The sequence below is a fragment of the Halorubrum sp. CSM-61 genome (genome assembly GCF_003781945.1).
Lineage (GTDB): Archaea > Halobacteriota > Halobacteria > Halobacteriales > Haloferacaceae > Halorubrum.
The window spans coordinates 581,532-593,834 of the sequence record NZ_RJJW01000001.1; the positions used below are offsets into that span (position 1 = coordinate 581,532).

Genomic DNA, 12,303 nt, shown 5'->3' on the forward strand with positions numbered 1-12,303 from the left:
TATGTCCTTCAGACTCAGCACCGAGGCACGGAGCTACTACCGGCAGATCAACGAGAAAAGTACTACTGGAGAATTTGATAGTCTCTGGGACCAGTACTACCTCTCCGCCATGGCAGGGATCAAAGACCGGAGCCGCGTCCCAGAGGACGACGAACCCGGTGAAGAGTTCGTCACCGACGTCATCCAAGCCTACGACGACCAGAAATACGAGATCTACTCCACCCTCATAGTTGCGGAAATAGAGCGAGAAGGAATACCGTGGGATGAAAAACAGGAGATACAGGACATGATGCTGAAAATCCTCGACTCATCCTCTCACACCCGGCTATCAGACTACGGTACAACCGTCCTCAACTGTTACGCTGAGAAGGGATTTCGGCTGATTAGAAGTGATATTACGGCTCCACCGGAACTAGACGAGTTTCTGGAACAGTATCAGAGCTTCCTTGAGGGTCTCGACTGATTTCCTTCGAAGTCCTGTTCTTCGAGAAATCCTGCGAATTTAGCCTTGGAGTCCGATGCGACGACGATATCGAGGTCCGTGGAGAAGAGAGCATTGAACGCTGAAACAGCGTACCCGCCGACGAGAACGTACTCGTGGCCCTCTTGGGTGAGCTCCTCGAGCAGTTCGATGAGCGCGTCACTTCGGTTGTTGAAGCTCATGGCTGTGCCCGTTCGATCTCTCGATACGTGACGCCGAGGTCCTCGTACATCCGGTCGAGCATCGCGAGCGCCGACTGAAACTGGGCGTAGTTTTCGCGCATATACTCGACCGTCTCTGCTCTCGGGATAACCGGGTACCCCTCGACGTGCTCGATGTCGAGAGACGGCCCTGGCTCGAGGACGATCTGTAGCGGTCCGTCCAGCTCGTGTCGGGGCTGTCGTTCGAATGCGGTCGGGAGGTCGAACCACTCGAAAAATGTCTCCCAGGCGTCGACGTCCTGCTCACGAACAGTGAGGAACAGTGGATAGTCGTCGGGCTCGCGACCGACCTGGTAGCCGCCCTGAGTCCACACGTAGACGGCGTCGATCCGCGTGAACGCGAACGGCCAGTCACCGAATTGTGGGATGACGTACGTTTCCTCGATGGAGGGTAGACTGACGCCAGCGCTGGCAGCGACGAGCTCGAGCGCTGCATCACGTACGCGCTCGTCGACGATAGTGAGGCCGTCGTCATAGCGGACGTAGCCTGCGTCTTCGAGTCGGTTGACGGCCTGTCTCACCGTCTCGTACGGCGTGTGGAGGTGTTGGGCGACACGACGGATGGAGTCACCACTCCCGATAGCGAGGATGACCTGCGCCGCGGTGTCGTCGAGCACCTCGTACATCTGGTGGTTACCAATAATCCGGTAACAGTTAAAAGTCTCACTCGAATGGCCATGAAGCCACTACCTCTCTCCATACTCTCGAAGGTAGACCTGATTCCCGCTGAAAACACGTGGAACGACTGTAACGAATTCAACGAACAAAACGAATTGAACGAGAAAAACGAATGTATTGAACGCATTCTGAGGAACGAACCAGCATCCCCTACTCGATGAACAAAACGAGAAAAACGAACGTAACGAATAGAATGAATTAGTTGATGGCAACGAGTGCGTTTGCTTCAACGAGTGGAACGAACAGTTGGTTTTAACATCGTAGTAATCCTCTCACCGAGTGAAACACCCTCACCGAACGCACCGAATTAAACGACCAAAACGAACGAAACGAACACAACGAGAGAAACGAAGATAATGACCGACACCAATACCACACGAATCACGGTGGCGAATCAGAAGGGAGGCGCGGGGAAGACAACCGACGTCATTCATACTGGCGGCGCACTCGCCGCCCGAGGCCACGACGTCCTCCTGGTCGACATCGACTACCACGGAGGGCTCACCTGCTCGCTTGGCTACAACGATCTGTACTACGATACCGACCGTACGACGCTGTTCGACGTCCTCGACTTCGACCAGATGGAGTCGGTGAACGACATCATCGTCGAGCACGAGGAATTCGACATCCTTCCCGCCAGCGAGAAACTCGCGAACAACAAGAACATCCAGACGCTGCTTGAGGCGCCGAAGAGTCGCGAGCGGTTGGAGATGACTCTCGACGAGCTCGACAAGGACTACGACTACATCATTGTCGACACGCCGCCATCCCTGAACGTCCTCACCGACAACGCCCTGGTCGCGACCGGCAACGTCGTCATCCCCGTCATTCCCGAGAAGCTCAACGCCAACAGCCTCCAGATTTTCGCGAAGCAGCTGAGTTCCCTCGAACAGGCGTACGGAGACATCAATCGGCTCGCCATCGTCTGTAACCGTGTCGAGCAGAACGCCGAGCACCGCGACACCATCGAGGAGATCAAGTCGGCGTACTCCCTCCCGGTGTTCGAGATCCCGAAGCGGACCGACCTCTCTCAGTCGATTGGCGAGGGTGTGTCCGTCTTCGGCTTCGGCAAGGAGAACCAGCGCGTCGAGGATGCACGCGATTTGTTCAACGAGATCGCGGACCTTTTCGACGAGACGTTTGAGAAGACTGCGCCTGAGGAGGTGGAAGCATGACCGACGGCTGGGGTGATGCTTCCGGCATCGAGGGTAACTACGAAGAGGAGGACGACGAGGTTGATTCCAGCGAAACGAGTGAGGTGAGTGAAACGGTGGAAACCAGTTCATCGACCGAAACGACCGAATCGACTTCAACGAGTGAAACGAACGAAACGAGCAAAACGAAGACGAACATCAAGGACGAATGGAATGGGCGGACGATCTACATTCCCGACGATGTCCTCGACGAGATGGAGGATACCTACCTCGAGTCCCAGCTGAAGCTCCGCAAGGCGGGGCAGGACGAGTTCAAGAAGAACCGTCACTTCTACCCGCTACTCGTCCAGTTCGGTGTTGAGGCGCTCTCTGATGCGGATGCTGAGGAAATCCAGGCTCGGCTCTCGGAACTCGGCGACGAATGACCTTGCGCAGAGCGAGGCTCAGCAGAAGTTGAGACCGGCGTTCTCAATGCATATGGACTCTCTTCCTTCGATGGCCCCAGCTAGAGTGTCTGCTCGACAAACTGCGACACAATGCGGTCCTCGGCAGTCCGAAGCCGATATGCTCTGTCGCGTTCCAGTTGCCGGCACTGGTGATGTGTGACACTGAGAGTGATACACTATCGCGAGGATGTGATTCCATCATATCGTACACATCCCCGATCGGAGAGTCACCAGTACTGAGCGGAGAATGGAACGACGAGAAGTTGCTGGGGTTATCCCCCGTAGCCCTCACCCTCGATTGGGCCGCTAAACACGCCGTAGAGGAACTTGAAGTACCACAGTACCAGCAGCAGGACCGGAAACCCGAGGACGGTAACGAGGTTCAGCGCTAGTGGCGACACGACCGCTTCTCTAACCAACAGCCCGGTCGGCGGATAAATCGTCGGGTACAGCAGAATTGCGACCAAGATCGTCAACAGTGTGGGCAGCGCCAGCGCGCTCGCGAGCCAGGCTCGGTACCGGCCGCGTCTGGCCAGTACGCTCCCGCCCAGCCCGACGGCGACCGAGAGAGCGACGACTGTAGCGACGGGCAGCGAGAGCACCGCGTCGGCAGCGCCGCCCGCATCGGTCAGGACGACGGTTCCCAGCAGCACGACCACACCGCCAAGGTACGCCAGTGTCGCACCGATGCCGTACGCTCGCAGTTCCGATGCCAGACCGGGCTCGGTCTTGGCTGCGAGGAACGCCGCCCCCGTGACTATCGAGACGGCGACCAGGCCGACGCCAGTCAACGCCACTGGTAGCGTCGCCCCGCCGAACAGCCAGCGACCCGCGAGCATCCCCAACAGGAGCGGCGCGAACACGCTCCCGCCGATGAACGCGTAGTCGGTGTAGCGCTTCCAGCGCTCGTCGTCGCGCTGCTCGCGGAGTTCCGGACCGAGGCCGCGGAACACCAACGCGACGACGAACCCGAGCGCGAGCAGATAGTTGTCCGCCAGCAGGCGCGAGTACACGCGCGGGAACGCCGCTAGCAGCATCGTCCCGAAGGCGACGACCCACACCTCGTTCGCGTCCCAGACCGGTCCGAACGCCGCCAGGAACGTCTCCCGCTCGCGTTCGTCCGTCCGGGTCGCGTAAAGCATCCCGATACCGAAGTCGAACCCGTCGAGGACGACGTACATCCCCAACGCGAACAGCACGGCGCCGAACCAGATCTCCGGCAGCGATTCGACGAGGTACGCGTCGACGGGCAACAGCGGGTCAGTCATCGCTACTCACCCACGGAATCGGGCCGTGCCAGCGGCCGCCACTCGACTCTCGGACGCCGAGTGACCGGAGTTCCTCCCGGACCAGCCACTTCAGGATGTACAGCGCAGTCAGCATCAGCCCGACGTAGAGCACGACGAACCCGACCAGGGTCAGTGTCGCCTCGGCCCCGGTGAGCGTCGATGACACCGCCTCGCTCGTCTTGAGCTCGCCCTGGATGACCCACGGCTGCCGACCGATCTCGGTGACGTACCAGCCGGTGAGCAACGCAGCGTAGCCGAACGGCGATGCAGCGATCATCGCCTTCAGGTAGCGTGTGCTGTCGGACAGCCGCCCGCGGTACATGAGGTAACCGCCCCACAGTGCCAACCCGATGAACAGGAATCCGAGCCCGACCATGAAGCGGAACGACCAGAACACGAGTGCTACCGGGGGGTTCTCCTCGTACTCGTTCAGTCCGATGACCTCGGCGTCGAAGTCCCCGCCACTGGCGAGGAACGACCCAACTGCGGGAAGGCTCACGGTGACGAGGTTCTCGGCTCGCGGGTCGGTGAGTGCCTCAGGTGACTTCGGAAACGCGAGCAGGTGTAGGTCGGCCTGCCCCGTCTCGTAGTGAGCCTCCATCGCGGCAAACTTCTGTGGCTGGGTGTCCTCGACGTGACGGCCGTAGGCGTCGCCGTGGACCGCTTGGAACGGTGCGGAGATGATTAGGAGTACGACAGCCAGCTTGAGTGCGGTGTTCCAGGCTTCAGTGTCGGGCTTTTTCCAGACGATGTACGCCGAGACGCCCGCGACCAGCAGTGCGACCGAGATCACCGACGCGTTCATCATATGGACGTACATCCAGGGCATTCGCGGGGTGAGGAACGCGGCGAACGGATCGGTTAGTTTGGCGACTTCCATCCCGTTGCGGGTGACCATCTCGTACCCCCGTGGGGTCTGCATCCAAGCGTTGACGATCAGAATCCAGAACCCCGACAGCCAGGCGCCAAAGCCGACGAGCACCGACGAGATGACGTATGTTCGGTCCCCAACACGGTCGCGGCCGTACAGCAACACGCCGAGGAAGACGGCCTCTAAGAAGAACGCCATCTTCGCTTCGAAGGCCAGCGGGCCGCCGATCAGTTCACCGGCTACCTCGGCGAACTGTGGGAAGTTTGTACCGAACTGGAAGCTCATCGGAATCCCGGTGACTGTACCCATCACGAAGCCGGCGGCGAACACCTTCACCCAGAACGAGCGCAATCGCGCATACCGCTGCTCGTTCGTCCGCACGTCTTTCCAAGTAAAGTAGATAATAAACGGTGCGAGCCCGATCGAAAGGGACGCGAAGATGATGTGAACGGAGATTGTCCATCCGAACTGCATGCGGCTCGCGAGTTCTGGTGAGAGGAACGTCACCAATCCTGGGTCGATGGCACCCAGTAGTGTGATTGGACCCATTGACCTTACGCTACGGCACAATAGCTTATGAGTAGCCCCACGGTTCCCACTTTGGAGCATTCACCACAACAGTATTCAAGCATTAGAACCGTACTTTTTGGACACCTCAATTGCCGTATCAGTATACGATAACTGATAGATAGAGTTGACCGATCCCAGCGACAATCATCACAACGCCGGCGAGCCGCTTGAGCCATCCGGCATGAGCCATTACGCGATTTGCGTTACTGACGACACCGACTCCGGTTGCGACGGTTGTTGCAGCCATTAGTACAGCCACAACACCGGCATAGACTCCTAATACGAGCATCGCTGCTTCGGTCGGGAGGGTGATGGTCCGGGCTACGACTGCGAGGAAGACTGGGGCGACGCATCCGGCACCCGCTAGTGCGTATCCCGCGCCAAAAAGACCGAAGCCGAGAATGCTTGATCGGCGCTTTGGCAGTGATAATGACAGTGACGGAGCGCGGTCGAATGCGACAAGTAATCCGAAGACAATGAGCAATCCGCCGACTAGCGTCTCGAAAATGGTGATATCTGACAGTGCCTCGTGGCCGACCCACGCCGTTGCCCCGCCTAGCAACGCAAACGTCGCAAGTACGCCCAACGCGGCTGCCACACCTCGAATCCCGGCGCCTGTGACAGAGGCGCTTTCGGTGTCAGTAGAGTTCACGTAGAAGCCAACGTAGCCGGGTAGCAGGGGGTAGGCACACGGTGAAAAGAACGTTGCTACACCCGCTGTGAGCGCGAACGAGACATTTGTTAGAAGCGTCTCGCTGATCATGCGTTGAGAGCGGTTTTGATGCCCGAGACGATCTCGTCAGCGGTATGAATACCCTTTTCAGACCACTGGATTCGCCCAGTCGCATCGAGCGCCACAGCAGTCGGGTAATATCCGACATTGAGCTTCGCTGCAAGTTCGGCGGTCACGTCAGCAGCGACCAACCAGTCGCCGTCGTTCTCGCGCCACCACTCGACGACCGTATCCTCGCTTACCGAGCCACCGACGTCTTCGGTCGTTACCGAGAGGAATAGCACCTCGTCACCAATCCGGTCCTCGGCCTCACCGAGTGCTGGCATCTGCTCCACACAGGGCGCACACCAAGTCCCGAAGAAGTCGACGAATGTGGCTTGATTATCTGGGGGAATCGTCACCTCACCATCGCGGCTTCCTGGCGCTTCGATCGTATCGAGTGTCGTCGGCTCGACTGGCTCCGGTGTCTCGCTCCGGTTGCTGAAGGTATCAGGGATTGTCCCGGTCGCGACGAGCCCAGCGCCACCAATTGCCCCGACACTAGCGAGTCCAGCAAGGAGGTTCCGACGCTTCATCCTGTGACCACCTGCTCGAAATCATTTTCGACGGTCTCGACATCAACCGACGCACCGTTCGGGTACGCCCGTTCGACGATGCCACGCTCGTTCACGAGAAGGATTAGCCCGTAGTGCGGGAACTGATACTCCAGATTCTCGATATCCTCAGCAGGCCGCTTCTCGATGACGAGCCCGAACTGTTCTTCTAGCAGTTCCTGCCCCGCTTCGTAGCTCTCCGGCCGAAGAAAGTGCCAGTTGCCGGCATCGAGATCGACACCCTGTTGACGGGCATAGTCGCGGAGGACATCGGCCGTGTCGCGCTCGGGGTCGAAGGTGTGTGCGAGAAAGGCGGCGGCGTCGCCGTACCCACCCTCGGCAGCGACTTCCTGTGCCCGCCGCAGTCGGAGAATGAGGGCGGGACAAACACCGTCCGGACAATTCGTGTAGAACGATGTCCAGAGGATGGTTCGCTCCCCTTCAAAATCAGCCGTTGAAATATCTTCACCCGTAATCGGGTCGGGGACGGTGAACTCGGGCATCTCGTCGCCGTAGCTCGGATGAGCGGCTTCACTTAGATCCTGTTCAGGCGGGCCAAGGACTGTTCCCTCAGCGCCAGATTCATCAAGTACGCCGAGGCAACCTGCGACGCTTGCGGTAGTCCCGGCTGCAGCGATCGACTGCAAATACCTTCGTCGATCCATATCCGTGGCTTACCATCATCCGAACAAGTATCGTCTGGCGTTTTGCACCGCCAGCAAAGAAGGTGGGTCTGTGTTTATCGTTCACAGGACGACGAAGAGGGCCACAGTTGGATGGCAATGCCGACAATCCCAACGGCTATGGCTGAGACGAGGATTCGAATTATGCCGCCACCAAATGCCGCTGTGGCCCCTCCAGCAACGGTGGCTCCGGCTGCACCTGTCGCTGCTGGTGCCGCAAAGAGACAGCAGAGACTTACGGCACCGCCGAGCCCGATTAGAGGCCATCTGTTCTTCGAGTCCGTATCTTCAGCTTCGCCTGTTGCAGTGTCTGTCATTCTGTATGTTTGCTAGTGAGTTTGCCTTCCCTGTTCTTCCATACTACAGGCGTCACATGAACTCTGTGAACGGCTGTAGAGAAGTCCTGCAAAGAACACGACGCTTACGATACCTAAGAGGGGTCGTAACGGGTCGAAATACGTCATTAGTGCGGAACTGCTAAACAAGGCGAGCAGAAACGCATTACAGATTGGACAGCCAAATGCCAGAAATCCCACCACTGTTCCTGCAGTAGCTGTCTTCTCGTCATTGCGCTGGTTGTTAGTTCGTTGGAGGGTGTATACTCCCAAGAAGGCCGCAGTAGTGGTGAGGAATAGATAATCCAGCGGCGTTCGTGGTACCTGCCGAATGTAGAGAGGATTCGGAATCAAGCCCGTGACAATTCCAAAGAGCACGAACGCACCGGCACTGAGAGTTACTGCTTTCAGGTAACGTCTTGATGATGATCGCATTCCTATTCCCGTTTAGATCTCTGGTAAATAAAGCAGGCTGGCTCTTTGCTCGTTCGTAGAAAAGCGGATTCGATTTCGTGGGAGTTCCGTTTTGTTGTGCATAGCAACGATACGTTTGGTGTGGCCAAATCGTCGCTTCTTTGCGGACGAACTCCTAATATGGGCATATGACGACAGGGGAAAACAGCCAGTCTGCGGCCCTCTTGGAGCTTTTCGCGGACGACTATTCTCGAGAAATCTTGCTAGCTGCTGATGAATCCCCCAGAACGGCGAAAGAGCTCAGTCAGCGATGTGATGCGTCGTTGGCGACGATCTACCGTCGTATCTCCACCCTACAGGAACACGGTCTCATCAGAGTTCATTCGACGATCGGTTCCGGTGGCGAACACAAACAATTATTTGAAACGACAATTGAAACGCTTCAGCTCGCCATTTCTGACGGTGAGCTCGAACTGTCCATCGAGACTCGGGACGAGCTCGCCGACAACTTCACCACGCTCTGGAACAATTTTCGCGAGAATATATGATTAGCATCCCGACCATCGCGATAAAGCTGATCGCGCTCTCGCTGAGTCTCTCTGTTGCGTATCTTGCGTTCTATGCGTATCGCCGGAGTGAAAGCAGTCCGATGTTCTACGTTTCGATCGGATTCGTCTTTATTGGAATCGGCGCAGTTTGTGAAGGACTTATTCTCAATACGTTCAACACCTCGCTGTTTTCAGCTGCGCTCGTTCAAGCGGTACTCGTCTCTATTGGGATGTTGCTGATTTTACGATCTGTTATGCTTGATCCTGAACAACAGAACATCTAGCAGAACGCTCACAGTATGAGGCTATTATATGAGAACAGGAGGTGAATTTACCAACCAGACGAGTACTTGAGCGTGCCGTGATCAGCCTCTTGTTGTGCCCCAAACCCGTGAGTCTCGCCGCACTGTCTTCCGCCAGATCGCCCAACAATCCTACGTCGATTGGCCCACGTACGAGTCTAGCCCGCTGGCCGATCGCTCGTTCCTCCCAGCGTTGGAGTCGGATATCCACACCGTCGCAAAAGTATGGTTCAACCAGGATGAACACGAGACAGTCGAACCGTTCGTCCACGAAGTGCCGCTCGCATACGTTCAGTTCGATACCCACGACCGGTACACATGTTCAACAAGCTACGAGATGGAGACGTTGTTTCGCCTGTTCCTGCTGAAAGAGTGCCATGGCTGGGACCACGAGACTGCCCTCGCCGAATACCTCACCAACCACCCCGCTCTCTGTAATCAACTCGGCCTGGAGTCGGTGCCGAGCCAATCCACGCTGTGGCGCAGTTGGCACCATCGGTTCACTGCTGAACTCCAAGCTACCGTCGAGACAGCAGCGCGAACGATTCTGATTAAAGCGCAGAATGCGGGCGTTACAATCCCGCGTGAACCAAACCGACAGAACCGCAGACATAATGACGAGAGTCCAGAATCGGACCCATCTGACCAAACCGTATTAGAGCAGGCTGAGATAGTCACTGAGCAGGTGAGTCGCGTTGCGTTACCAGCGTTCTCACTGGACCGTGGCGAGGGGTGTGAGATCCACGAGAACGCCTACTGGGACTTACAGACGTATCTGGGCCTCCGTGAGAATCTGGCCGTCAACGAAGGCGCTCGGAGCTTCATCCACGAGTCCAATCGAGAGAGGACACCGCTCGGCCACGCCCATCGCGAGCATGTACGGAACCTCTCTATCAAACAGATTCGGGAGATGTACCGCCAAGCCTTGGGTCGCATCTTGGATCGAGTCGCAGAGACGGAGGAGTTCTTCCGAGCTGGTATCGTCGCCATCGATATTACCGAGGATGATCCCTTCACAGGCGATAGGACGGACCACGAAGACGAGATCATCGGGACGAAGGAGAAAACCGACGAGTATGCCTATCAGTGGGCGACGGTCCAGCTGGTTGGGAACGCTGTTCCAATAGTCCTGGATGCGCGCCCGGTGCGCAAAGGCGATACACGCATGGAAATCGTCGAGGATCTGTTGGACTCGGCTGAGGCAGCCGTTCACGTCGATAACGTGCTGATGGACCGTGAGTTCGACAGCCAGCACATCCTGGAGATGCTCAGCCAGCGCGGCCTCTCCTACGTCGTGCCCAAGCGGATGCAGACCAGCGAAAAAGCGCAGGCGAAACGACTTCTACAGCGCGACAAGGATCGGTATGAGACCGATCGGAAGTTGCATCTCGGTGACAACGAGTGGCACTCGACGACGTTGATCTACCGGCGGAAAGAGAACCCCGAACACACCGATCATCAGCAGTATTCGGTGTTCATGACGAATCGGAATAGCGGGCTCCTTACTGAGTACGGATACAGATGGGAGATTGAGAGCGGCTACAAGTCGATCAAGCGGTTCATGGCCGCCACAACGTCGAAGCACTTCGGCCTGCGGTTCTTCTATTTCGCGTTCGCGTGTCTGCTGTACTCGGTCTGGCGGGCGGTCGATTTACTCGTGCAGGTACAGTTGACCGGTGAATACGAACACTCGCCGATCGTAACAGCCGACAATACGCTGACGCTGTTGAAGAAGGAAACCGGAATCGGATAGTAACGAGACTCTCTCCGCGATAGCGGGGCATCTGAGTGGCTACGCTGTCGAAAGTCGCCGAAATTCGCGTATATGGTTGGAAACTCAACAAAACCGCGCGTCTGGAGAGTAATCTGAGTCGGTTTCCGACCACTGAATCAGCCGAAACCACGCATAATAGGCCCGCTATGCCCGCTGTAGTCTCAACTCCCAGGCTCAGCAGAAGTTGAGACTGGTTGTCTCAATGCATACGGCTTTGAGGCGGATCAATCCCAGAATCTATCAATTCCTCTGGGTCCGTCGTAGGCGCTATTCAGGTAATACACTCGGCGGAAGGTTTTCCTTTACCGCTGTCACCGCTTCGCCCGGCGTGTCTAGGTCGAGTCCCGGCACTGTGTACACAGGCAGGTCGACCATCGATTCGAGTACGTCGGGGTTCGTCCGCTCGGCGAGCGTTTCGCCAGCGTAATCGTTGAGGACGACACCGCACACGTCAAGACCGCGCCGTTCGAGAGCCTTGACGGTCAGCGCGCTATGATTGAGCGTGCCGAGTCCCGAGCGTGCGACTACGAGCGTCGGTAACCCGAGATCGGCGGCTAGGTCGACGACCTCCATCCCCTCAGCGAGCGGCACCCGGAGACCGCCAATCCCTTCGACGATACCCGGGTCAGCAGCCTCTAGTTCGCGCCGACAACCCTGTAGGATCTCGTCGTAAGAGAGGGCGACATCTTCTACATCTGCGGCAACTGCCGGGGCAAGCGCGGGTTCGAGATAGCGCAGGCAGACACTGGCGTCCTCGCTTCCCGCGGCTTCGGCGACGAAGCCAGCGTCGTCGTCCGGTGGAAAGCCAGTCTGTGCGGGCTTGATACCGACTGCATCGCGGCCGCGGTCGCGGAGCCAGCCCACGAGGCCGGCAGTGATGACAGTCTTGCCGACACCTGTCCCGGTGCCAAGCACGAAGAAACTCATCGCAGCCCCACCTCCTCGCCGGCGGCCTCGAACGCGTCGAGACAGCGGTTGAGTTGCTCGCGCGTGTGTGCGGCTGTGGGAGCGACGCGCAGCCGTGACATCCCCACCGGAACGGTCGGCGGGCGGATGGCAGGGGCGAGCACCCCGCGGTCGCGGAGCGCTTCATCGAGCGCGACCGCATCCTCCCGGTCTCCGACCAGCACGGGCAGGATGTGGGTCTCACCGAGCACCTCGAAGCCGAGGTCCTCAAACCCCGACCGGAGGTAATCGGCGTGATTCTGGAG

Annotated in this window: 15 protein-coding genes and 2 pseudogenes; 6 read left to right on the forward strand and 11 right to left on the reverse strand. The window is 57.9% G+C overall.

All coding sequences use genetic code 11. The features are described from left to right. Nucleotide 1 precedes the first annotated feature (1 nt). Entirely contained in the window at nucleotides 2–463 is a 462-nt protein-coding gene (locus EDM04_RS03105; RefSeq protein WP_121571077.1) for a hypothetical protein, read from the forward strand. Here the strand turns inward: EDM04_RS03105 and EDM04_RS03110 are convergent. Both EDM04_RS03110 and EDM04_RS03115 read right to left on the reverse strand, forming a co-directional pair. Continuing rightward, nucleotides 445–663 (reverse strand): annotated as a pseudogene (locus tag EDM04_RS03110) (hypothetical protein); the annotation flags it as partial. The gene EDM04_RS03105 and the pseudogene EDM04_RS03110 overlap by 19 nt on opposite strands. Next, a complete protein-coding gene (locus EDM04_RS03115; RefSeq protein WP_123619676.1) occupies nucleotides 660–1,328 on the reverse strand; it encodes a helix-turn-helix domain-containing protein in 669 nt (222 codons plus the stop codon). The gene EDM04_RS03115 and the pseudogene EDM04_RS03110, both read right to left, overlap by 4 nt. A gap of 408 nt (nucleotides 1,329–1,736) precedes the next feature. On the opposite strand from EDM04_RS03115, the gene EDM04_RS03120 reads away from it, so the two are divergent. Beyond that, nucleotides 1,737–2,555 carry a ParA family protein gene (locus tag EDM04_RS03120; protein WP_123619677.1) on the forward strand — a complete coding sequence of 273 codons (819 nt, stop codon included), beginning with the start codon at nucleotides 1,737–1,739 and terminating at the stop codon, nucleotides 2,553–2,555. After that, a complete protein-coding gene (locus tag EDM04_RS03125) occupies nucleotides 2,552–2,959 on the forward strand; it encodes a hypothetical protein (protein ID WP_123619678.1) in 408 nt (135 codons plus the stop codon). Before EDM04_RS03120 ends, EDM04_RS03125 begins: the two co-directional genes overlap by 4 nt. A gap of 80 nt (nucleotides 2,960–3,039) precedes the next feature. Here the strand turns inward: EDM04_RS03125 and EDM04_RS19090 are convergent. The 7 genes and pseudogenes from EDM04_RS19090 to EDM04_RS19095 all read right to left on the reverse strand — a co-directional run. Next, nucleotides 3,040–3,221: pseudogene (locus EDM04_RS19090) on the reverse strand (transcriptional regulator); the annotation flags it as partial. Between the two features lie 31 nt (nucleotides 3,222–3,252). After that, entirely contained in the window at nucleotides 3,253–4,248 is a 996-nt protein-coding gene (locus tag EDM04_RS03135) for a cytochrome d ubiquinol oxidase subunit II (protein ID WP_123619679.1), read from the reverse strand. Further along, nucleotides 4,241–5,689 carry a cytochrome ubiquinol oxidase subunit I gene (locus tag EDM04_RS03140; protein ID WP_123619680.1) on the reverse strand — a complete coding sequence of 483 codons (1,449 nt, stop codon included), beginning with the start codon at nucleotides 5,687–5,689 and terminating at the stop codon, nucleotides 4,241–4,243. The genes EDM04_RS03135 and EDM04_RS03140 overlap by 8 nt, the downstream gene beginning before the upstream one ends. Nucleotides 5,690–5,807: 118 nt before the next feature. After that, a complete protein-coding gene (locus tag EDM04_RS03145) occupies nucleotides 5,808–6,473 on the reverse strand; it encodes a cytochrome c biogenesis CcdA family protein (protein WP_123619681.1) in 666 nt (221 codons plus the stop codon). Next, complete coding sequence (locus tag EDM04_RS03150) at nucleotides 6,470–7,018, reverse strand: TlpA disulfide reductase family protein (RefSeq protein ID WP_123619682.1); 549 nt, start codon at nucleotides 7,016–7,018, stop codon at nucleotides 6,470–6,472. Before EDM04_RS03150 ends, EDM04_RS03145 begins: the two co-directional genes overlap by 4 nt. Then, nucleotides 7,015–7,701 (reverse strand): SCO family protein, encoded by a 687-nt coding sequence (locus EDM04_RS03155; RefSeq protein WP_123619683.1) that lies wholly within the window; start codon nucleotides 7,699–7,701, stop codon nucleotides 7,015–7,017. Before EDM04_RS03155 ends, EDM04_RS03150 begins: the two co-directional genes overlap by 4 nt. 347 nt (nucleotides 7,702–8,048) lie before the next feature. Then, a complete protein-coding gene (locus EDM04_RS19095; protein ID WP_123619685.1) occupies nucleotides 8,049–8,489 on the reverse strand; it encodes a hypothetical protein in 441 nt (146 codons plus the stop codon). A 167-nt stretch (nucleotides 8,490–8,656) separates the two neighbouring features. On the opposite strand from EDM04_RS19095, the gene EDM04_RS03170 reads away from it, so the two are divergent. From EDM04_RS03170 to EDM04_RS03180, 3 genes are all read left to right on the forward strand, one after another. Further along, a complete protein-coding gene (locus EDM04_RS03170; protein WP_123619686.1) occupies nucleotides 8,657–9,016 on the forward strand; it encodes a helix-turn-helix domain-containing protein in 360 nt (119 codons plus the stop codon). Then, entirely contained in the window at nucleotides 9,013–9,300 is a 288-nt protein-coding gene (locus EDM04_RS03175) for a hypothetical protein (RefSeq protein ID WP_123619687.1), read from the forward strand. The genes EDM04_RS03170 and EDM04_RS03175 overlap by 4 nt, the downstream gene beginning before the upstream one ends. Nucleotides 9,301–9,394: 94 nt before the next feature. Continuing rightward, complete coding sequence (locus tag EDM04_RS03180) at nucleotides 9,395–11,071, forward strand: transposase (protein WP_123619688.1); 1,677 nt, start codon at nucleotides 9,395–9,397, stop codon at nucleotides 11,069–11,071. Between the two features lie 288 nt (nucleotides 11,072–11,359). Here the strand turns inward: EDM04_RS03180 and bioD are convergent, their stop codons facing one another. Then, entirely contained in the window at nucleotides 11,360–12,019 is a 660-nt protein-coding gene (gene bioD / locus EDM04_RS03185) for a dethiobiotin synthase (RefSeq protein WP_049983661.1), read from the reverse strand. Continuing rightward, nucleotides 12,016–12,303, reverse strand: a 288-nt coding sequence (locus EDM04_RS03190) for an aminotransferase class I/II-fold pyridoxal phosphate-dependent enzyme (protein ID WP_123619689.1), incomplete at its 5' end; no start/stop codon positions are given. The genes bioD and EDM04_RS03190, both read right to left, overlap by 4 nt.

Bases quoted from the DNA above. Each gene is read 5' to 3' on its own strand.
- EDM04_RS03155 (WP_123619683.1), bottom strand. From the start codon at position 7,701: ATGGATCGACGAAGGTATTTGCAGTCGATCGCTGCAGCCGGGACTACC.
- EDM04_RS03140 (WP_123619680.1), bottom strand. From the start codon at position 5,689: ATGGGTCCAATCACACTACTGGGTGCCATCGACCCAGGATTGGTGACG.
- EDM04_RS03150 (WP_123619682.1), bottom strand. From the start codon at position 7,018: ATGAAGCGTCGGAACCTCCTTGCTGGACTCGCTAGTGTCGGGGCAATT.
- EDM04_RS19095 (WP_123619685.1), bottom strand. From the start codon at position 8,489: ATGCGATCATCATCAAGACGTTACCTGAAAGCAGTAACTCTCAGTGCC.
- EDM04_RS03115 (WP_123619676.1), bottom strand. From the start codon at position 1,328: ATGTACGAGGTGCTCGACGACACCGCGGCGCAGGTCATCCTCGCTATC.
- EDM04_RS03145 (WP_123619681.1), bottom strand. From the start codon at position 6,473: ATGATCAGCGAGACGCTTCTAACAAATGTCTCGTTCGCGCTCACAGCG.
- EDM04_RS03105 (WP_121571077.1), top strand. From the start codon at position 2: ATGTCCTTCAGACTCAGCACCGAGGCACGGAGCTACTACCGGCAGATC.
- EDM04_RS03170 (WP_123619686.1), top strand. From the start codon at position 8,657: ATGACGACAGGGGAAAACAGCCAGTCTGCGGCCCTCTTGGAGCTTTTC.
- EDM04_RS03120 (WP_123619677.1), top strand. From the start codon at position 1,737: ATGACCGACACCAATACCACACGAATCACGGTGGCGAATCAGAAGGGA.
- EDM04_RS03125 (WP_123619678.1), top strand. From the start codon at position 2,552: ATGACCGACGGCTGGGGTGATGCTTCCGGCATCGAGGGTAACTACGAA.
- EDM04_RS03175 (WP_123619687.1), top strand. From the start codon at position 9,013: ATGATTAGCATCCCGACCATCGCGATAAAGCTGATCGCGCTCTCGCTG.
- bioD (WP_049983661.1), bottom strand. From the start codon at position 12,019: ATGAGTTTCTTCGTGCTTGGCACCGGGACAGGTGTCGGCAAGACTGTC.
- EDM04_RS03135 (WP_123619679.1), bottom strand. From the start codon at position 4,248: ATGACTGACCCGCTGTTGCCCGTCGACGCGTACCTCGTCGAATCGCTG.